Source organism: Nocardiopsis protaetiae, assembly GCF_045446735.1.
Lineage (GTDB): Bacteria > Actinomycetota > Actinomycetes > Streptosporangiales > Streptosporangiaceae > Nocardiopsis > Nocardiopsis protaetiae.
In genome coordinates, this window is record NZ_JBJJBV010000116.1 from 1 (window position 1) to 19,382 (window position 19,382).

Genomic DNA, 19,382 nt, shown 5'->3' on the forward strand with positions numbered 1-19,382 from the left:
GAGCGCGCGATCGCCCGGCTCAAGCAGTGGGACATCCTGCGCCGCCTGCGCTGCTGCCCGCAACGCGCCGGCCAGATCACCCGCGCGGTGCTGGTCCTTCAGCTCCGAGAAGCAGGATGAAAAAGGCTCACTCATGTAAACCCGTAGAGGCGCCGTTCAGTAAAACCAACCCAATATAGGAAAGCTTGACCAGGGGACCTTTGATCCGATGGCCGGCCATCTCCGCCCGCGGCGAAGCCCCAGGCCGGGCGGGGTGAACCCACCGCACGGCCCGGGGCTTGGGGTATCCAGGTGCTCCTGGTGTGCTCCCCCGTCCCGTTACCCGACCGGCATCGGTCGATCGCCTGTGCGGGGGGGCGAATCGCCGTTCCCTTGATGCCCGCTCGCGGTTGGTGGAACCCCTCCCACTGGGGCGCTCTGAGTTTTCCGGATGCGGACCCGGTCTCCACGGCCACACGGCGAGGGCCTCCTCTCGATTGCTTCGGAGCCACGTACCCGACCCGGACGTGGGTGCCGGGCCCGTAGGTCACACGGCGCCGCAGGTCGCATACGGCCGTTTCAGCCGAGACCTCTTACTCCGCGGGGCTTCACGCACCACAAGCAGATGGAATACTGCTGGGACCACGACCCTGACCGTAGGCCCACACCTGAACAGATCCCCTCCCGCTTCGAAGACCTCGATGTCGCCGGTGCCCGGCCACCGCGCCACACCGTCGGCGGGGCCGGATTCGCTGTCCGACCGCTCCCCCACCGACGGCGGTCAAAGGCCGGCTCGCCATTGGTCAAGGCCGAACGAATACGCTGGGGGCCGATCGTTCGTTCCGCCAGCACCCCTGACATCAAGGAGCCTCAGGTGGGGTCTTCGCCGCAACCGCAGTTCCTCCGGCTCTGGCAGCGCATCGTTCTGTGGTCTTTGGGCGGGGTCGCCTTCGCCGCCGGGACGGCGGCCGTGTTCGTGACGGAGAACGGCGGCGGGGCGACCGCGCTCCTCGTTTTCAGCGGGGTGGCCCTCGCGCTGGCGGTGCTGGGGGACCGTGTCGAACGGTTCGAGTTCGGCGGCGCCACCCTCCGGCTCCGTGCGGCGGCCGCGGACCGTTACGCGTTGGCCGAAGAGGCCGAGGAGCGCGGAGACAGCGCGGACGCCGCCCAACTGCGTGAGGAGGCACGCACCCTCCTCGAAGCCGCCGGGCCGATCCTCACCGACTACCGCTCGACGCGGGCGACCATACCCTCCGGCCCCGATCGTGTCCGCTCGCTGGAGCGGATCATGGCACGCGCCCGCGACCTGGCCACGGCTCGGTCGTTCGCACCCGAGGAGGTCCGCCGATGGTTGACCAGTGGCAAGGACGAGGAGCGCATCACCGCGCTGGGCCTGATGCAGGCCGACGTGTCCCTGCGCGACTTCGACGCCGCACTGTCCGCGATCACCGAGCCCCGTAGCGCCTTCGAGCAGTACCACGCCATGCTCCTGGCCGAGCAGATGATCGATGACCTCGCCCCCGAGCAACGAGAGCGGCTCGCTCACACACTTCACACACCGAAGATCCAGGCCCTTCGTCCGGGAAGCGACCGCGAGGCCCTGCGTGAGGCCATGCTTCACACGCTCGACTCCAACGGTCGACCTCCGGTCCGGAGCGTCGAGTCCCCCAGCACCACGTGACCGCAGTGTTCCTTCGGTGGCTCATCGACTGATCGGTCTCCGATCGCTGTACATGCCGCCCGTCGGGTGTGGCGGGGGCACAGGATGGGCGAAAGTCCTGTGTTCGGCGGACAAGGAGTCGTGTGGGCGGGAACCGTAGGCTGGGGCCATTCGGATCGAGTTGAGGAATCACGCCATGGCCTATGCCCCCATTCCCGGAGGGGAGCTCTACTACGAGACCTCCGGGAAGCCCTCCGATATCCCTCTTGTGCTGGTGGAGGGGGGATTCACGCAGATGGTGGGGTGGGCACCGGACTTCATTGAGCAGTTGGTCGGGGCCGGGTTCTTCGTGGTGGCCTTCGACAACCGGGACGCCGGGCTGTCCACGCACTTCGGCGGGCCGGAGGATCTTGATGGCGGCTACGGCTTGGAGGACTTCGCGGATGATGTCGTCGCCGTGCTCGACCACGTAGGACTGGAGTCGGCGCATGTCGCCGGGCGGTCGATGGGCGGGATGATCGCGCAGATGCTGGCGATCCGGAACCCGGAGCGGGTCCGCAGCCTGGGATTGTTCTATTCGATTCCGGGACGCGACAAACGCTATATCCTCCACGGCGAGCGGGAGGAATTGAATTCGCCCCAGCCCCGGTTCTCTCTGGACGAGTTGCTGGAGGGTTCCCTGGCCGCCCATCGGGCGTTCATGCCGGACGGCGATATCTGGGGCGAGAGCCAGTGGTACGAGGACGAGACGCGGCGTTATATCACGCAGTCCTATGAGCGGCGCTATGCGCCGGACGGCGCCCCGCGCCAGTGGAGCGCGCTCAAGCGCGCGCCCGAGCGGCTGGAGTCGTTGAAGGCCGTGGACGTGCCCACGGCGGTGATCCACGGGCGCGACGACCACGTGCTGCACTGGTGTGCCGCGGTCGACATCGCCGAGGCGATGCCCCGGGCGGAGTTGCACGTCTACCCCGGGATGGGCCACTTCTTCCCGCCCGCCCTCATCCCGGACTTCGTGCGGATCCTGCGGCGGACGGCGATGTCGGCCGAGTCCCGATGAGCCCCGGTGGTGGGGAGGACCGTCCCCTCCTCACCGCCGGACGGTGACCCGGGCCACCGACGAGCGGCGCGGGCCCCGTGTTACCAGTGGACGGTCGCGCGGGCGGCCAGGCGGCCGTCCTCGGACACCGCCACCGCCTGGGACTCGGCGGCGCCGTCGGTGACCGCCACCGTGATCTCGCGGTCGACGAAGAGCGGCGCGGTCGCGGTGAACGAGCAGCGGGCCGGGGTCCGCCCCGGGCCTCCCCCGGACAGGACGGCGTCCAGCATCAGCAGCCGGGTGAGCGGCCCGTGCACGAGCAGGTCCTGGAGCCCCTCCACCCGCTGCGCCCAGTACCGGTCGTAGTGCACCCGGTGGGTGTTGAAGGTGATAGCGGAGAACCGGAACAAGTGCCGGGAGTCCGGGATGAGCCGGTACACCCGGTCCCCCTCCGGTTCGGCCCGCTGGACCGGCGGCGGGGGCGCGCCCTCCTCCAGGAACACGTCGTGCCAGGTGCTCTCCACGACCGGTTCCCCGTCCACGAGGTACTCCCGCTCCAGGTCGGCGAAGACCAGCCGCCCGCTCCTGCCGGTCTTCTCTATGACCCGCCCCTGGCGCACCCGCTGTTCGACGGTGTCCCCGAACCGGATCGGTCGGCGGAAGACGGTGTCCTCGCCGGCGTACATCCGGCGCGGCAGGTCGATCCCGGGCGGTGCGTCCCCCTGCGGGGTGCCGTCCGGGCGCAGTCCGTCGATGCCGACGGAGAACGGGAAGTACAGCCCCTCCCACCCCGGGGGCAGGGGGTCGCCCACGGACGGCTCCGGGAGCCAGGGCGCGAAGGTCCCCCGGTAGTCCTGCGCTGGGGCGGGGTCGATGCGCTGGACGCGCGACACGGCGGTGCCCATCAGACGGTCCCCCTGTCCCGGAGGGCGGCGATCTGCTCGGGCGTGTAGCCCGCGAGGTCGGCCAGCACCCGGTCGGTGTGCTCGCCGACGCGGTTGGCGGGCCGGGCCGGGTCGGCGGGGGTCCCGCTCAGCTTGATGGGCTGGCCGAACATGCGCAGCCGCCCCAGCTCCCCGTAGTCGGCCTCGACGACCATGTCGCGCTCCGCCGTTCCGGGGTCCTCGACCACGTCGGCGATGGTGCGCAGCGCGGTCAGCGGGACGACGTCCCCGGCCAGCTCCTCCAGTTCGGCCCGGGTGCGGTCGCGGAACCAGGTGGCGATCAGGGGACGGACCTTCTTCTCGTAGACGTCCTTGTCGAAGCGCTTGCGCATGGTGTCGGTCTCGGGGTCCTTCGCGGCCTCGGGGGTGCCGAACAGCTCGCAACTGACCCGCCACAGCTTGTCGGTGTACCCGCCGAAGAACACCTGCCCGTCGGCGCAGTCGAAGAGCTCGTAGGGCCGCACCCACGCGTGCTCGTTGCCCGCGGGCCCGGCGGTCTTGCCGTCGACGGTGTAGTCGACCACGGCCGTCTCGGTGAGCGCGATGATGCTGTCCACCTGGGCGACGTCGACCTTCTGCCCGTCCCCGCCGTGCTCGACGTGCCGGATGGCGGCCAGGGTGCCGATGACGGAGAAGAGCGAGGCCGACAGGTCCCCGATGGTGACGCCCACCCGGACCGGGGGCATGCCGGGGAAACCGTTCATGGACCACAGGCCGCCCGCCGCCTGGGCGGTGCTGTCGAAGGCCGGGCGGCGGCTGCGGGAGCCGGTGTGGCCGTAGCCGGAGATGGCGGTGTACACGAGCTTGGGGTTGATCTCCCTGAGCACGTCGTAGCCGACGCCGAGCTTCTCCATGGTGCCGGGCCGGAAGTTCTCCAGCAGCACGTCCGCCTCGGCCACGAGGTCCTTGAGGACCTGCTTGCCCTCCTCGTGCGCGAGGTTGATCGTCAGGCCGAGCTTGCCCCGGTTGTACTGCCCGTAGTACCCGCTGAACTCCTGCGCGCCCCCACCCCCGCCCCCACCGTCGCCGTCAGCGTCCGCCGTCAGGTACGGGGGGAAGCCGCGGGAGACGTCGGGGTCCTCGGGGTTCTCGATCTTGACGACCGTGGCCCCCATGTCGGCGAGGATCTGGGCGGCGTAGGGCCCGGCCAGCACCCGGGAGAGGTCGAGCACGAGGATGCCGTCGAGTGCTCCGCCCCCGGGCCGTCCCGGGGTCTGCGGCGTGGTGTCCATCGGGGTGTTCACTTCCTGTCGTCGGGCGTGCAGGGCCTGCACGGGGTCACGCGGAGGCCCCGCGCAGTTCGCCGAGCACCTGGCGGGCGTACTCCTCCCGGATGCGCCCCGCCGTCACCAGCCGGGCGGCCACCTCCGAGATCTCCGCCCCCACCGCCCCGGCGGAGACCGCGAGGGTGCGGGCGTGCAGGGCCATGTGCCCGCGCTGGATGCCCTCCGCGGCCAGGGCCCGGCAGGCGGCCAGGTTCTGCACGAGCCCCACGGCGGCGATGACCTCGCCCAGTTCCAGGGCCGAGGTCACCCCCAGGAGCCGGATCGCGGCCCGGGCGGTGGGGTGGGCGCGGGTGGCGCCGCCCACCAGGCCCACGGCCAGGGGCACTTCGAGCGTGCCCACCAGGTTCCCGGCCGCGTTCTTCTCGAAGCGCGAGAGCGCGGTGTAGCGGCCGTCCCTGACGGCGTGGGAGTGGCAGCCGGCCTCGACCGCGCGGGTGTCGTTGCCGGTGGCGAGCACGACGGCGCTGATGCCGTTCATGATCCCCTTGTTGTGCGTAGCGGCCCGGTAGGGGTCGGCGGCGGCGAGGTCGCCGGCCAGGACGATGTCGTCGACCACCCGGGGCCCGCCCAGCAGCTCGGCGTCGAACTCGCCGTGCACGCGTACCAGGCGCCGGTCGGCCTTGTTGCTGAGGATGCGCAGCAGCGACCGGCCGCCGGAGAGTTCGGCCAGCCGGGGGGCCAGGGCCTCGGCGATGGTGTTGACGGCGTTGGCGCCCATGGCGTCGCGGACGTCCACGACCAGGTGCACGACGAGGTGGGTGCCCGAGGCGGTGGGCACCGGGCGCACCTCCACGGACCGGGCCCCGCCGCCCAGGTCGACCAGGACGGGGTCCTGCTCGTTCGCGCGGGCGAGGATCTCCTCCTCGGCCTCCAGGATCCGGAAGCGGGCGGCCTCCGGGTTGGGGACGTCCACCAGCTGGACCTGGGCGATCATCACCGGTCCCGTGGTGGAGGCGCGCAGTCCGCCGAGCCCGCGGGCCATCCGCGCCGCGTTGGAGGCGGCGGCGACCACGCTCGGCTCCTCGATGGCCATGGGGACGAGGTAGTCGCGGCCGTTGACGGTCAGGTTGGTGGCCACACCCAGGGGAACGCCGAGGACCCCGACGGCGTTCTCGATCATCTGGTCGGCCTGCTCGACGCCGAGGCCGTTGCCGGGGTCGAAGCCCTCGGTGTCCACCCCGGCGTGTTCGGCGATCCTGGTGCGGCGGTCCTGGACTCCGAGTTCCCGGAGCCCGGGGATACGACTGTTGACCGGCAAGGATCCACCTCCTGGGACACGGTGACCGGCACAAGTCCAGGTCATCGTTCTGGTACTCGGTGGCGAGACTACGGTCGCGGTGTGACCCACTGCATGGTGGCAGGGCACAGCAAATGCGCGATTCGCTATGACGCACCTCCATGCCCTTCGCCCCGGGCGGCGCCCAGCAGCCGCTCCCGCAGCTCGTCCATCCGGACGGCGAGGGAGATCCGGAAGTAGTCCTCGTCGCCGCGCCATCCGGCGCCCAGGACGCGGTCCAGCCGTTCGAGCCGCTGGAGGACCGTGTTGACGTGGAAGTTGAGGGAGCGCGCGGCCCGGGTGGGGCTGGCCCCGTGGTGGACGTAGGCCCGCAGGGTCCGGAGCAGCTCCGTGTTCCGTTCGGCGTCGTAGCGCTTGACCTCGCCCAGGGTCCGGCGCAGGAAGTCCTCCATGGCGGGGGCGTCGGCGTCGAAGACGGCGGCGTAGGGGACGTAGTCGCTGGTCTCGACCAGGGTGTCGGAGACCCCGAGCGCTTCCATGAGCCGCACCGTCTTCTTGACGAGGGGGAACCGCGCGCTGGGCTCGCCCCGGCCCGGGAGCACGCCGAGCACCGTGTCCTCCAGGTGGTGGGCGAGCCCGCGCCGGAACTCCTCGGCCCGCTCCTCCAACCCCGGTCTGCCCAGGACGACGACGAGGCCCTGGTGCTCTCCCACCAGGGACGGTACGGGCGCCGACTTGGCCGCCAGGCGCACGGCGCGGCCGCGCTGCCCGGCGGGCACGGAGAGCGCCAGGAGCGAGGTGAAGTCGGCGGCGTCGGTGCCGCGCTGCCGGCCCCGGGCCAGGGCGTCCCGGCGGCGTTCGGCGTCCGGTGAGAGCAGGTCGGCGATGAGTTCGCCGTGCACGCGGTACTCGGTCTCGGCGACGGCCTCCTGGGACAGGAGCAGCAGGGCGCACACCTGGGCCGCGCGTTCGACGGTGCGCGCGTCCACGTCGCTGAGGGCGAAGCCGCCCCGGCCGAGGAAGACGGTGCCCAGGTGGCGCTCCCCCGCCGCGAACGCGACCACCCCGTCGACAGGTCCCCCGTCCTCCAGCTGGACCAGGCGCCCCGATTCGGCGCTGCGCCGCACCGCCCGGAGCAGCGCCTCGTCCCCGGGCACGCCGCCCTCCAGCGCGCCGACCCGTGCCAGGCCGTTCCCGGCCTCGGCCAGCGGGTTCCCCGCCCGGTCGCTGAGCGCCACGGGCCGGGCGAGCTCGTCGGAGAGCGTGGCGGCGACGGTGCCGAAGTCCCCGCCGGTCAGCACGGCCTCCACGAGTTTGCGGTGCACGGCGTGGGCCCGGTCGCGCTGGATCAGGTGTTCGGTGAGGCGCGAGAGCGCCCGGCGGGACTCGTCCTCGGCGCGCTGGAGGCTGCGCAGCGTGCGGGCCGTTTGCAGGACCACGGAGGCGTGGTCGGCCAGCGCGGTCAGCAGCGCGGTGTCCTCGGGGGTGAACGCGTGCTCCTCCCGGGTGGCCACGAAGAGCACCCCGAGGACCTCGTCGTCGGCCAGCATCGGCACGCCGAGCATGGAGACGATGCCCTCGTCGGCCACCGCCGCGTCGATCCCGGCCTCGTGGCGGCCGGACTCGAACTCCGGGTACCGGAGCACCGACCTGCCGGACCGCTGTTCCACCACCAGGCTGGCCAGGCCCTTGCCGGGCGGCACCCGCAGGGCGCGGAAACCGGGTGAGACGGAGCCGACCGTGGTGCGGACGAACAGCTCGCGGGTGCGCGGGTCGTACTCGGAGAGGTAGGTCAGGTCGCTTCCCATCATCTGGTGGGCGCGGTCGACGATCTTCTCCAGCAGCAGGTCGCCGTCGCGTTCGGCGGCCAGTTCCCGGGCGCTGGAGAACAGCGCCCCCAGTTCGTGCTCCCGGCGGCGCAGGCGGGCCAGCTCGCGCCTGCTCCCGGTGATCCGCTCGGCGAGGTCGCGGACGGTGCCCCCGTCCAGGCCCAGGGCGGTCAGGGCGCCGGGGACGTCGGCGGCGCTCTCGGGGTCGGTGACGGCGGAGACGAGCAGGGACACGGCCGCCTCCGGCGGCAGGGGCGGCTCCCGGCGGGACGGCTCGGCCCCCGGCACATCTCCCACACGGACCTCCATGACTGGGGTGAGAACTCAGGAAACGGGCTCCCCGATGTATCAAAGACACATATCACGGATGTGACGCCCGCCACTACCGTCGGGGTCCAAGAGACAGCAGAGGAAGAAGAGGGAGAGTGGTATGACCGTCCCCCATGACATCGACCGCGCCGGTCTGGACCCCCGCCGACAGCGGCGGCGGGCCGTCATCGGCAGTTCGGTGGGCACCGTCATCGAGTGGTACGACTTCACGCTGTACGGCCTGGCCGCGGCGCTGGTGTTCGCTCCGCTCTTCTTCGGCGGGAGCGACCTGGCGGGCACGCTGGGCGCCTTCGCCACCTTCGCCGTCGGTTTCCTGGCCCGTCCCTTCGGCGGCCTGGTGCTCTCGCACTACGGCGACCGGATCGGCCGCAAGGGGACCCTGCTGGTCACCCTGCTCATCATGGGCGGCGCCACGACGCTCATCGGGCTGCTGCCCACCTACGAGTCGATCGGCCTGTGGGCGCCGGTGCTGCTCATCGCCCTGCGCATCTTCCAGGGCGCCGGGGCGGGCGCGGAGTTCGCCGGGGCGATGACCATGGCCAGCGAGTCCGCGAGCACCGGCAGACGCGCCTTCACCGCCGGGTTCCCGGGCGCCGCCGTGTACGTGGGCATGGCCCTGGCCACGAGCACCTTCGCCCTGCTCACCGCGGTGATGTCCCCGGAGGCGTTCCTCGCCTGGGGCTGGCGGCTGCCGTTCCTGGCCAGCGTGGTGATCGTCGCCGTCGCGCTGTACTTCCGCTTCCGGGTCAAGGAGACCGCCGCCTTCGAGGCCGCCGAGGCGGAGAACGCCGTGAGCCGCGCCCCCATCGTGGAGGCGGTGCGCGGCCACTGGCGCTTCCTGCTGGCGGGCATGGCCCTGTTCGTGTTCGTGCTGCCCTGGGTGTACATCGTGCAGACCTTCTCCGTCTCGTACACCACCGGGACGCTGAACGTGAACGCCACGCACACGCTGATCGGCCTGCTCGCCGCCATGCTGCTCACCATCCCCGCGACCCTGGCCGCGGGCGCCCTCGCGGACCGGATCGGCCGCAAGCCGCTGCTCATGGGGGCGGCCGTCTTCGGCGTGGTCTTCGCCTTCCCGATGTTCATGCTCTACCAGACCGAGAACTCGATCCTGGTGGCCCTGGGGCTGATCCTGGGCCTGGCGGTCATCCAGGGGGCGACCATCGGTGTCTCGGCGGCGATGATCGCCGAGATCTTCCCGACCCGCATGCGCTGGAGCGGGATCGCCCTGTCCCGGGAGATCCCCGCGGCCGTCGCCGGGGGCACCGCGCCCATGGTGGCCACCTGGCTGGTGTCCGTGGGCGGCGGGACCCCGTGGCTGGTGGCGGGGTACCTGGTGGTGCTCAGCCTCATCGGCGTGGTCGGCATCCGGTTCCTGCCCGAGACCCTGGTCAAGGCGCCCACGGTCGAGGAGTCCGCCGCCGAGCCCGCCGCCTGAGCGCGGGCGGGCCGGCTGCGGGCGGGCTACCCGCGGACGTGCACGCGCCGCCCGTCGAACCAGGTCTCCTCGACCCCGACCCGTGAGATGCGGTCCTCGGGGACGGTGAAGACGTCGTCGTCGAGGACCGCGAAGGCGGCCCGGCGGCCGGGGGCGATCCCGCCCAGCCCGGCCATGCGGGTGAGCCGGGCGGCGCGGGCCGTGTAGAGCAGCACCGCCTGGGGCACCGTCACCGCGGCCGCCCGGCCGATGTCGGCGCCGGTGGAGGAGCGGCGGCGCACCGCCGCCTCGATGGAGACGAAGGGGTCGTCGGCCTCGCTCCAGGCGGTGGCGGGGCAGTCCGAGGAGAGCGCCAGCGCGTCCACCTCCCGGTAGAGCGAGCGGATCGGGTAGGCGTCCGGCACCTGCTCCGGGCGCAGGTTGCGCTCGTACGCCTCGTACTCGGAGTACAGGAAGATCGTGTGCGTGGCGATGCCGAAGGACATCCGGGCCTGGCGGAGCCGCCGGACCAGGGCGGGGGCCATGAGGGTGGCGTGCTCGATCCGCACCGAGGGCGCGGCGTCCAGCCAGGGCTCCCGTTCCCCCAGCAGGTCCACCACGTGGGAGATGGCGCGGTCCCCCATGGCGTGCACGGCCAGCTGGACCCCGTTGCGGCGGGCCCAGTCCGCCGCCGCCAGCAGGTCCTGGTCCGTGATGGTGCGCAGGCCCCGGTCCCGTGACCCCGGGTAGGGCTCGCAGACCCAGGCCGTGCGGTTGGAGTAGGTGCCGTCCATGAGCACCTTGACCCCGCCCACCCGCACCGGGCCGGTCCGCTGCTCCTCGGCCAGGTCCGCCGGGGGTTCGTGCGGGTCCCAGCCCAGGAACAGGGCGCTGTGCGGGAACGGTGTGCGCGCGGCGACCGAGCGGTACACGGCGAGGGGGTCGGGCATGGTGGTGGCCAGCAGGTCGCACACGCCGACGATGCCGCGGCCGAAGAGCCGCCGCCCCACCGCCGCGAGCAGGTCTTCGCGTTCGGCGGCGGAGCGCGGCGGGATGTGGCGGCTCACCGCCAGCGTCGCCTCCCGCTCGGTCAGGACGCCGTTGGGGCGGCCGGAGGCGTCGCGCTCGAACCGGGCGCCCGGCGGGTCCGGGGTGTCCGCGTCGATCCCGGCGAGTTCCATGGCGCGGGTGTTGCACACCGCCGAGTGGCGGTCGGCGCGCCAGATCATCACCGGCTGCCCGGTGGAGACGCGGTCCAGGTCCGCGGCGGTCGGCGGGCGGCCCTCGGGGTACTTGGTCTCGTCGTAGCCGGTGCCCAGGATCCACACCTTCTCCCCCGCGCCGCGGGCGGGGTCGGCGCGCAGGGCGGCGACCAGCTCCTCCAGGGAGGTCACCCGGGGCGGGAGGCACTCGGTGGCGTCGGCGGTGTCGGCCATGAGCGCGGGGTGCAGGTGCATGTCCAGCAGCCCGGGCAGCACCGTGCGTCCGCCCAGGTCACGGGCGCCGCGCCGGGTCCGGGCGTCCAGCTCGGCGGTCTCCCCCACCCAGTCGATGACACCGCCGCGTACCCGGAAGGCCGAGGCGAAGTCGGTCTCGCTCCGTGCCGTGAACACCTTGCCGTTGACGAAGACCTGCTCGTCTGCGGACTCCCGTCCACCTACCACCACTTCTCGATCTCCTCGCGGTCGGCGTCGACGGCGGTGGCGGGGCGCACGGGTCCCAGGGGCGAGTCGCTGAAGGAGATGTTCGGTGTCGTCCGGAGGTAGGAGTGCCCCAGGGGGTGCCGGACCTCCTCAACGGTGCCCCGTTCCCGCAGGTAGTCGTCCTCCACCAGGGATTCGAGGGTCCTCACCTGCTGCGCGGGGATGCCGGCCTCCCCGCATTCGCGCAGGATCTCCCGCACCGTCCGGTCGGCCGTGTAGGAGGCGATGGCGGACTGCACGGCCGCCGTGTTCTCGTTCCGGTCCTGGTTGGTGGGGAAGGGGATCTCCCCGGCGTCGACGTCGGCACCGGCGATCTTGAGGAAGTCCCGCCAGTTCCGGTCCGAGTACGGCAGGACGCAGACCCACCCGTCCGCGCACCGGTGCGGGCGGCGGCCGGGCGCCAGGGTCCGGTGCCAGCCCGCGGGCCCCCGCGGCGGGAGGAAGGAGAAGTCGTTGAGCTGCTCGGTGAGGTTGAAGTCGACCATGACGTCCACCATGGGCACGTCCACCCACTGGCCCCGCCCGTGCGCGTCCCGGTGGTGGAGCGCGGCCAGGACCGAGTAGACGATGGTCAGGGCGCAGACCTTGTCGGCCATCACGTAGGGCGCGTACCGCGGGCGGTCCCCGGCCTTGGCGTAGATGTCGCAGACGCCGGAGGCCGCCTGGACGGTGTCGTCGTAGGCGGGGGTGTCGGCCAGGTCCGAGTCGGAGGCGTACCCCTGGGCCGTGCACAGGACGGCCCGCGGGTTGGCCTCCCGCACGGACTCCCAGTCCAGGCCGTACACGCGGCGCCGGGCCGGGAGGTGGTTGGTGAGGACGATGTCGGCCGAACCCAGGAGGGCGCGCAGCTCCGCCCGCCCCTGCCCGGTCCCCAGGTCGATCGCGATGTTGTACTTGCCGTCGCCGAGGGAGTGCGCGGCACCGCTCATCCCGGGTGCGGCGGTCGCGCCGATACGGCGCACCACGTCCCCGCCGGGCGGCTCCACCTTGACGACGGTCGCCCCCAGCTTGGCCAGCAGCCGTCCGGCCATCGGCGTCATCACGACACTGGAGACCTCCACGACCCTCAGGCCCGCCAGCGGCCCGCTCGCCCGCGCCCCGTTCACGGGGCCTCCGATCGCAGGGGCGGGTAGCCGGCGCGGTCGCGGACGGCCAGCCACAGCTGGAGCAGGAACCGGTCGCCGCCGTCGTCCAGCGACAGCCCGGTCTCCTTCTCGAACAGGCGCAGTCGGTAGTAGACGGTGGTGCGGTGCAGGTGCAGGATCTCCGAGGTGCGGGCCACGCTGCCGGCCTGGTCGAGGAAGCAGGCCACCGTCCGCAGCGACTCCTCCGGCTGGGACTGCACGGTCCCGGTGAGCAGGGACGGGATCAGGGCGGCGTCGATCCCGGGCCGGACCGCGGCCTCCAGCAGGACCTCCAGGGGGCGTTCCTCCGCCAGGACCACGGTGCGGTCCTCGCGGACGGCGATCCGGGCGGCCGTCCGCGCCCGGTCGTAGGACCGCGACGCGTCGGCGAGCCCGACGGCGGACCCCACCCCGAAGCGGAGCCGCTGCGCGAGCCCGGCGTCCGACCGGGCGACCTCGGTGACGACGCGCTCGGCGAGCCCGGCGTACTCCGACCGCACCGTGCGACCGCGGCCACCGACGAGCAGGAAGGCGTGGTCCTCGGCCACGGCGAAGGCCGCCGACCGGTCCCACCGCGACCGGACCGCCTGGCGCAGGGCCTCGCGCAGCACGTCCGCCCGCTCGTCCGCGGCCCGGGCGGGCCAGGGCCGGGCGCCGACCACCGCCAGGGCGGTGACCTCGGTCGTGTTCTCGAAGTACCCGAGGTCGGCCAGGTCCCGGGCCGCCGCCGCCCGGTCCCGCTCCCGGTCGGAGAGGAGGGTGAACAGCAGGGTCTCGACCTCGCGCGCGGACTCCGTCTCGTCCCGCCGCTGCCGCGCGAGCACACGCTCCATGTCGCGGGCCGCGGCCAGGCACAGCTCCGTCTCCTCCCCGGACAGCTCGTCCTCGCCCAGGAGGATCACCCACATCACCCCGAGTGGGCCGTACCTGGAGCGCAGGGGGAAGGCCATCCGGTCGTGCTCATGCCCGTCGACCCCCAGGGCCCTGCCGCGGCGCGGTGTCCGCCAGTGCGGGAATCCGGCGGCGAAGGTCGCCTCCCGGACCGGGCCCTCGATGCGCCGGTTGGCCAGGGAGGTCAGGCGCAGGGGGTCGGCGTCACCGAAGTGGGTGCTGGAGCCCAGGAGGCGCAGGTCGGTGTCGTCGACGGCCACACTTCGCCTGAGCTTCTGGGCCAGCCGTTCCGCCAGGTCCGTGATGGCGTCCATTTCCCGATCGTAGCCATTCACAGGTCCAGGACCAGCTTCCCGGTGGTGCTCCGCGAGACGCAGGGGTACATGCGCCCCGGGGGTGCGCCCAGGAGGTCGCGGTGCTCGGGTTCCCCGGCCAGGACGGTGACCTCGCACGATCCGCACACCCCTTCCCGGCAGCCCGCGCCCACGGGGACGTCCTCCTTGAGCAGGGCGTCCATCAGCGTCTCGCCGGCGGGCACCGCGACCACCTTCCCGCTGCGCGCGCACTCGGCGGTGAACGGGGTGTCGTCGGCGAAGGTGCGCGGCCGCGCCCGGAAGCGTTCGACGTGCACCCCGCCGGACCGCCCGCCGCCGAAGACCTCCTCGACCTCGGCGACCATGCGCGGGGGCCCGCAGGCGATGACCGCGGCCCCGTCCGGCAGGGCCCGGGCGCGGGCGGGCAGGTCCAGCCGCCGCCCCTCGTCCGCGGCGGCGAGCACGACGTCGGCGCCCGCGGGGAGTTCGTCCAGGAACGGCATGGCGGCCCGGCTCCGTCCCGCGTAGAGCAGGGTGGGTCCGTGCCCTTCGCGGACGTCCCGCAGGAACATGGCCAGTACGGCCGTGATCCCGATGCCGCCGGCGACGAAGAGCGACCCGGGCGGGGTCCGCTCGGGGAACGTGGTCCGCGGCCCCCGAACACTCAGGTGCGTGCCGGGCCGCAGGAACAGGTGGACGTACTCCGAGCCGCCGCGGCTGAGCGCTTCGTGCTTGACCGCGATGCGGTAGCGGTACGGGTCCCGGGGGGCGCCGCAGAGCGAGTATTGGCGCCTGAGCCGGTTGGGGAGTTCGACGTCCAGGTGGGCGCCGGGCGGCCACGGGGGCAGCGCCGCGCCGTCGGGGGCGCGCAGGACGACGGCGCGGACCCCCTGCGCCACGGCGCGGACCTCCTCCACGACCAGCGTCGGCGGCAGGCCGGATGCGGTCCCCATCAGTACAGGTTCCGGTAGGCGGACCTCTCCAGGTCCTCGTCGATGGCGTCGGCGCTGTACAGTCCCTCGCCGACCCGGGCGGCGATCACCTCGCCCATGGTGGGGACGTGGTCGGCCAGGGACAGGCTCCCGGGGTCCCAGAGCCGGGCCCGCAGGATCGCCCGCCCGCAGTGCAGGTAGGCCTCCCGCACCCGGACGATGACGGCGACCTTGGGCACCTTGCCCTCGGCCTCCAGGCGTACGAGCACGTCCGGGTCCTCGGAGAGGTAGGCCGTGCCGTTGACGCGCAGCGACTCGCGGTGCCCCGGGACCAGGAAGACCAGCCCGATGCGCGGGTCGGTGGCGAGATTCTCGAAGGTGTCGAGGCGGTTGTTGCCCACCCGGTCCGGGATGGCGAGCGTGTGCGGGTCCAGGACCTTGACGAACCCGGGGTGGTCACCGCGCGGAGAGCAGTCCGCGGTGCCGTCGGCGTGGGCGGTGGCCAGGCAGACGAACGGGGAGTGCGCGATGAACCGGTGGAGGTGGTGGTCGACGTGGTCCTGCACCTTGTCGACGGCGGCCCCGCCGGGCTCCCCGACGAGCTCGCGCACGCGCTCCAGCGGCATGGGCTCGGGCGGCTTCGGCATCATGCACCCATCGAACCGAACCGCCGCGTCGCGCGCACCGCGCAGACGTTGAAAGTCCGACGTGGGCGTTCCTACATCTGTCGAACGGGGTCCGGCGAACCTTCGATCTCTGGAGGTCGAAAAGCCTCCTCCGGCGCGCCGAACATGGGTTCCGGTCCACCCGTTCGAACAGCGCAGACAGGAAGTCCCCATGCCGAAGGGCTACTCCCATATCGTCATCGGTGCCGGGACCGTGGGCTCGGCCGCCGCCTACTGGCTGAGTCAGCGGTGCGCCGAACGGGTCCTCGTCCTCGACCGGTTCGGCCTGCTCCACCCCTACGGGGCCTTCGGCGACCACTCCAGGATCATCCGCCGGGTCTACCCCTCCGCCGCGTACTCGGGGCTCACCGACGCGATGTTCGAGGCGTGGGCGCACGTGGAGCGGGAGAGCGGGCTGCCGCTGGTCACCACCACCGGCGGGCTGGACCTGGCCGAGGAGGGGACCGCCGGGCACGCCTACGTCGAGAACAGCGCGCGCGTCCTGGAAGAGCTCGGCTTCGCCCACGACCGGCTCACCGCGGACGATATCCGCGAGCGGTTCCCGCAGTGGCGGGTCTCCGACGCCACCGTCGGCCTCTACCAGCCCGACGCCGGCGTGCTGGACGTGCGCCGCTCGGTGAGCGCGCACGTCTCCCTGGCGCGGGCGGCCGGGGTGGAGTTCCGCACCGGGGCGGTGGAGGGCATCGACCTGTCCGCCAACGGTGTGGGCGTCCGTGTCGCCACCCCGGAGGGGACCGCCGAGACCGTCCACGCGGACCGGCTCATCGTGGCGGCCGGGTCCTGGCTGGGCCCGCTGATGCCCGACCTCGGGCTGAAATTCACCCTCACCCTGTCCCAGGAGCAGGTCGGCTACTTCAGCAGCCCCCATCTGGCCTCCTTCACCCCGGACCGGCACCCCGTCTGGATCCACCACGGGCCGCAGGACACCTACTACGGCTTCCCCGTTTACGGCGAGGCCGCCACCAAGCTGGGCCGGGACCTGCGCGGCCGCTTCATCACCGAGGAGGAGCGGGTCTTCGAGGGCGACGACGCGGAGGGGGAGATCCTGGCCGCGTTCCTGCGCGAGCACCTGCCCGACGCCGCGGGCCCGGCCCTGGCCCACCGGACCTGCGTCTACGACCTGACCCCCGACCGCGGCTTCGTGCTGGACACCCTGCCGGAGCACCCGTACGTCGCCGTCTTCAACGGGGCCGGGCACGCGGCGAAGTTCGCCGGGCTCATGGGGCGGATCCTGGCCGACCTCCAAACGGAGGGCACGACCGCGCACCCGATCGGGGCCTTCGGCCTGGACCGGCCGGCCGTCGCCGACCCCGACCACCCGCTCACGTTCAGGCTGGAGACCCCGGTGGGCGACGGGGGGCGGGCCCGTGCACACGGCTGACCTGATGAGGACCCGCGAGTTCGGCTTCACCCGGGACGGGGAGCCGGTCGGCCTGGACGACCTCCTCCCCGGGTTCACCGCACACGACCGGCTCGGGGTCGTGGCGCTGGAGCCCGGGGACCCGCTGAAGGCGGCTCCCCTGCTGCTGGCCTGCGTGGGCGCGTTCTACGAGGAGCTGCGCGCCACGGAGGGCGACTTCTACCTGTACCCCGACTTCTTCGTCTTCCACGTGGGCGGCCTGAAGGGGCGCCACAGCCCGCTCGACGTGTGGCCGCAGAGCAAGGAGGTCGTCGTCCCGCCGGACCCGCAGGCACTGCTCGCCGCGGTCAACGACCGGGGCGTCACCCGGCTGGTCCTGCCCGGCGGCCCCGGGGCGGCGGGGGTCGTCATGGTGCACGCGGCCCAGACGGCGGCGCGGCGCCTGCGCACCGTCCTGACCACGGCGCCCGGCCCCGAGGGCCACCGGTGGGCCGTGCGGCCCTCGGAGGCGGCCGCGGCGATGATCCGGCGCTGTACCCGGATCTCGGCCGACCTCCTGGGCGGGGAGCGGGCCGGTCACTGGGCGGCCGCGGCGTCGGAGGCGCGGGGGTACACGGGGCTGTCCGTGGACGAGGCGCTGTCCGCGCTGTGCGCCGCGGGGCCCACGGACCCGTTCCTGGGCTTCGACGAGGACTACCGGACCCGCGCGGGTCTGGGCGCGAAGGTACTGGACCGCGACCGGTACACGGTCACCGCACCACCACAGAGGAGCCGTGGATGACACAGTTCGTCGATGTCGGGAGCATGTCCCGGTGGATCCGGCGCGAGGGCGTCGAGCGCCTGCTGACCGGGATGATCGACTACCTGGAGGAGGACTTCCGCCGCTGGGAGCGCTTCGACAAGGTCCCCCGCGTCGCCAGCCACACGCCCTTCGGGGTCATCGAGCTGATGCCGACCTCCGACCACGAGACCTACGCCTTCAAGTACGTCAACGGCCACCCCTTCAACCCCGCCCGCGGGTTCCAGACGGTCACCGCCTTCGGTGTCCTGGCCGACGTGGGCACCGGGTATCCGACCTTCCTGGCCGAGATGACGCTGCTGACCGCGCTGCGCACCGCCGCGACCTCGGCCATGGCCGCCAAGGCCCTGGCCCGCCCCAACGCGCGGTGCATGGCCATGATCGGCGCCGGGTCCCAGGCGGAGTTCCAGGCGCTGGCCTTCCGTGCGGCGCTGGGCATCGAGGAGCTGCGGGTCCTGGACGTGGACCCGGCCGCCGTGGAGAAGCTGCGCCGGAACCTGGAGCCGCTGGGCTTCCGGGTGACCGAGGCCGCCTCCACCGACCACGCCGTGGCCGGGGCGGACGTCATCACCACCTGCACGGCCGACAAGGCCCGGAACACGGTCCTGGGCTCCGCGCACGTCCGGCCCGGCGTGCACGTCAACGCGGTGGGCGGCGACTGCCCGGGCAAGACCGAGCTGGACGCCGGGATCCTGCGGCGGGGGCGGGTGTTCGTGGAGTACCCCGAGCAGACCCGGATCGAGGGGGAGATCCAGCAGATGGGCCCGGACTTCCCGGTGGTCGAGCTCTGGAAGGTGCTCACCGGCGCGGAGGACGGGCGCCGCACGGCGCAGGAGATCACCGTCTTCGACTCCGTGGGCTTCGCCGTCGCCGATTTCTCGGCGCTGCGGTTCCTGCGCGACTCCACCGCCGGGACCGAGTTGCAGGCGTCCATCGACCTGGTGGCGGACCCGGACGACCCCAAGGACCTCTTCTCCCTGGTCCACTCCCTCGACCCGGTGGGGTGAGCGGGGACGGCCGTCCGGGGAAGGCGACCGGGACAGGTCGGCACCGGTCTTCACCCGGACCCATATATACGGTGGCGTACAGCAAGTGCTAGCCTGCATCTATACGGCGTCGTATAGAACGGGCACACGGATGAGACTCCCCGACACCGCGCACACCTCCCGCCCCTGGCGCATCCACGGGATCGCCCCCGACTTCCGTCTGGAGGACGTGTGGGACCTGCCCACGCCCGGCGGGCCCGACGACCTCGCCCACCTGGTCCGGCAGTTCACCGACGGGACCGCGGGATCGGAGTCCTCCCCCGTGCTGCGCCTGCTGTTCGCCGTCCGCTGGAGGCTCGGCGCGCTCCTGGGCTGGGACCGGCCCGGCGCCGGGGTCGGCGGCCGGGTGCGCTCCCTGCGCGAGCGCCTGCCCGAGGACCTGCGCCCGCCCGAGGACCCGGATCGGAGCGGACAGGACCCCGGCCCGGGGGCGGGCCCCTTCACACCCCTCTACCAGACCCGTGACGAGTGGGCGGCGGAGCTGGCCAACCGCACCGTGCACGCCGTCCTGCACCTGGGCTGGGTCCCGGACGGCTCCGGCGGCCACCGCGGCCGGATGGCCGTCCTGGTCAAGCGCAACGGGCTGCTCGGCACGCTGTACATGGCCGCCATCAAGCCCTTCCGCCACCTGGGCGTGTACTCGGCGATGATCAGGGGGATCGGCCGCGAATGGGAACGCGGCGCCCGGCGGCGCGCCGCCGGGTGAAGCCGCACCGGCGGTTCCGGGCGCATGGGCGTGTCCCGGCCCGGCCCGGCACCCCGGCGGCACCATGATCGATTCCATGGGAGACGAACCGCAGGACGGC

Annotated in this window: 16 protein-coding genes and 1 pseudogene; 8 read left to right on the plus strand and 9 right to left on the minus strand. The window is 72.8% G+C overall.

All coding sequences use genetic code 11. The features are described 5' to 3' along the window. The 3 genes and pseudogenes from ACJOT3_RS18325 to ACJOT3_RS18335 form a co-directional block, all read left to right on the plus strand. Positions 1-120, plus strand: a pseudogene (locus ACJOT3_RS18325) (IS5/IS1182 family transposase); the annotation flags it as partial. Positions 121-853: 733 nt separating this feature from the next. Further along, a complete protein-coding gene (locus ACJOT3_RS18330; protein ID WP_406974060.1) occupies positions 854-1,660 on the plus strand; it encodes a hypothetical protein in 807 nt (268 codons plus the stop codon). 175 nt (positions 1,661-1,835) lie between these two features. Further along, positions 1,836-2,696: an alpha/beta fold hydrolase gene (locus tag ACJOT3_RS18335; RefSeq protein WP_406974061.1), complete on the plus strand. Its 861-nt coding sequence runs from the start codon at positions 1,836-1,838 to the stop codon at positions 2,694-2,696. 80 nt (positions 2,697-2,776) lie between these two features. Here the strand turns inward: ACJOT3_RS18335 and ACJOT3_RS18340 are convergent, their stop codons facing one another. The 4 genes from ACJOT3_RS18340 to ACJOT3_RS18355 all read right to left on the minus strand — a co-directional run bounded on the left by ACJOT3_RS18340 (position 2,777) and on the right by ACJOT3_RS18355 (position 8,268). Further along, positions 2,777-3,580, minus strand: coding sequence for an FAS1-like dehydratase domain-containing protein (locus tag ACJOT3_RS18340; protein ID WP_406974062.1), 804 nt, complete (start codon positions 3,578-3,580; stop codon positions 2,777-2,779). Beyond that, positions 3,580-4,851, minus strand: coding sequence for a CaiB/BaiF CoA transferase family protein (locus tag ACJOT3_RS18345; protein ID WP_406974063.1), 1,272 nt, complete (start codon positions 4,849-4,851; stop codon positions 3,580-3,582). The genes ACJOT3_RS18340 and ACJOT3_RS18345 overlap by 1 nt, the downstream gene beginning before the upstream one ends. Before the next feature lie 46 nt (positions 4,852-4,897). Continuing rightward, positions 4,898-6,163, minus strand: coding sequence for a hydroxymethylglutaryl-CoA reductase, degradative (locus ACJOT3_RS18350; RefSeq protein WP_406974064.1), 1,266 nt, complete (start codon positions 6,161-6,163; stop codon positions 4,898-4,900). Positions 6,164-6,288: 125 nt separating this feature from the next. Further along, positions 6,289-8,268 (minus strand): GAF domain-containing protein, encoded by a 1,980-nt coding sequence (locus ACJOT3_RS18355; protein WP_406974065.1) that lies wholly within the window; start codon positions 8,266-8,268, stop codon positions 6,289-6,291. A 133-nt stretch (positions 8,269-8,401) separates the two neighbouring features. Here ACJOT3_RS18355 and ACJOT3_RS18360 point away from each other — a divergent pair, with 133 nt between their 5' ends. Beyond that, a complete protein-coding gene (locus ACJOT3_RS18360) occupies positions 8,402-9,742 on the plus strand; it encodes an MFS transporter (RefSeq protein ID WP_406974066.1) in 1,341 nt (446 codons plus the stop codon). A 26-nt stretch (positions 9,743-9,768) separates the two neighbouring features. Here ACJOT3_RS18360 and ACJOT3_RS18365 read toward each other — a convergent pair whose 3' ends face one another. From ACJOT3_RS18365 to ACJOT3_RS18385, 5 genes are read right to left on the minus strand one after another with little or no spacing between them, the layout of a single operon-like run. Then, entirely contained in the window at positions 9,769-11,388 is a 1,620-nt protein-coding gene (locus tag ACJOT3_RS18365; RefSeq protein WP_406974067.1) for an amidohydrolase, read from the minus strand. Then, entirely contained in the window at positions 11,379-12,530 is a 1,152-nt protein-coding gene (locus tag ACJOT3_RS18370; RefSeq protein ID WP_406974068.1) for a CaiB/BaiF CoA transferase family protein, read from the minus strand. The genes ACJOT3_RS18365 and ACJOT3_RS18370 overlap by 10 nt, the downstream gene beginning before the upstream one ends. Continuing rightward, on the minus strand, positions 12,527-13,753 hold the full coding sequence (locus ACJOT3_RS18375; RefSeq protein WP_406974069.1) for a PucR family transcriptional regulator: 1,227 nt from the start codon (positions 13,751-13,753) through the stop codon (positions 12,527-12,529). Before ACJOT3_RS18375 ends, ACJOT3_RS18370 begins: the two co-directional genes overlap by 4 nt. A gap of 17 nt (positions 13,754-13,770) precedes the next feature. Then, positions 13,771-14,706: a PDR/VanB family oxidoreductase gene (locus tag ACJOT3_RS18380; RefSeq protein WP_406974070.1), complete on the minus strand. Its 936-nt coding sequence runs from the start codon at positions 14,704-14,706 to the stop codon at positions 13,771-13,773. Then, positions 14,706-15,335, minus strand: coding sequence for an MSMEG_1061 family FMN-dependent PPOX-type flavoprotein (locus tag ACJOT3_RS18385; protein ID WP_406974071.1), 630 nt, complete (start codon positions 15,333-15,335; stop codon positions 14,706-14,708). The genes ACJOT3_RS18380 and ACJOT3_RS18385 overlap by 1 nt, the downstream gene beginning before the upstream one ends. A 187-nt stretch (positions 15,336-15,522) precedes the next feature. Here ACJOT3_RS18385 and solA point away from each other — a divergent pair, with 187 nt between their 5' ends. From solA to ACJOT3_RS18405, 4 genes are all read left to right on the plus strand, one after another. Then, positions 15,523-16,752, plus strand: a complete 1,230-nt coding sequence (gene solA / locus ACJOT3_RS18390) for an N-methyl-L-tryptophan oxidase (protein WP_406974072.1) — start codon at positions 15,523-15,525, stop codon at positions 16,750-16,752. A 4-nt stretch (positions 16,753-16,756) separates the two neighbouring features. Continuing rightward, positions 16,757-17,512: a hypothetical protein gene (locus tag ACJOT3_RS18395; RefSeq protein ID WP_406974073.1), complete on the plus strand. Its 756-nt coding sequence runs from the start codon at positions 16,757-16,759 to the stop codon at positions 17,510-17,512. After that, the gene (gene ocd, locus ACJOT3_RS18400; RefSeq protein ID WP_406974074.1) at positions 17,509-18,537 is read left to right on the plus strand and encodes an ornithine cyclodeaminase; all 1,029 of its coding nucleotides are present in this window, start codon (positions 17,509-17,511) and stop codon (positions 18,535-18,537) included. Before ACJOT3_RS18395 ends, ocd begins: the two co-directional genes overlap by 4 nt. A 130-nt stretch (positions 18,538-18,667) precedes the next feature. After that, positions 18,668-19,282, plus strand: a complete 615-nt coding sequence (locus tag ACJOT3_RS18405) for a DUF2867 domain-containing protein (RefSeq protein ID WP_406974075.1) — start codon at positions 18,668-18,670, stop codon at positions 19,280-19,282. The last annotated feature ends 100 nt before the right edge of the window (positions 19,283-19,382 follow it).

Coding starts and splice junctions, on each gene's coding strand:
- ACJOT3_RS18375 (WP_406974069.1), bottom strand. CDS start 13,753: ATGGACGCCATCACGGACCTGGCGGAACGGCTGGCCCAGAAGCTCAGG.
- ACJOT3_RS18345 (WP_406974063.1), bottom strand. CDS start 4,851: ATGGACACCACGCCGCAGACCCCGGGACGGCCCGGGGGCGGAGCACTC.
- ACJOT3_RS18405 (WP_406974075.1), top strand. CDS start 18,668: ATGAGACTCCCCGACACCGCGCACACCTCCCGCCCCTGGCGCATCCAC.
- ACJOT3_RS18360 (WP_406974066.1), top strand. CDS start 8,402: ATGACCGTCCCCCATGACATCGACCGCGCCGGTCTGGACCCCCGCCGA.
- ocd (WP_406974074.1), top strand. CDS start 17,509: ATGACACAGTTCGTCGATGTCGGGAGCATGTCCCGGTGGATCCGGCGC.
- ACJOT3_RS18395 (WP_406974073.1), top strand. CDS start 16,757: ATGAGGACCCGCGAGTTCGGCTTCACCCGGGACGGGGAGCCGGTCGGC.
- ACJOT3_RS18380 (WP_406974070.1), bottom strand. CDS start 14,706: ATGGGGACCGCATCCGGCCTGCCGCCGACGCTGGTCGTGGAGGAGGTC.
- solA (WP_406974072.1), top strand. CDS start 15,523: ATGCCGAAGGGCTACTCCCATATCGTCATCGGTGCCGGGACCGTGGGC.
- ACJOT3_RS18385 (WP_406974071.1), bottom strand. CDS start 15,335: ATGATGCCGAAGCCGCCCGAGCCCATGCCGCTGGAGCGCGTGCGCGAG.
- ACJOT3_RS18335 (WP_406974061.1), top strand. CDS start 1,836: ATGGCCTATGCCCCCATTCCCGGAGGGGAGCTCTACTACGAGACCTCC.
- ACJOT3_RS18340 (WP_406974062.1), bottom strand. CDS start 3,580: ATGGGCACCGCCGTGTCGCGCGTCCAGCGCATCGACCCCGCCCCAGCG.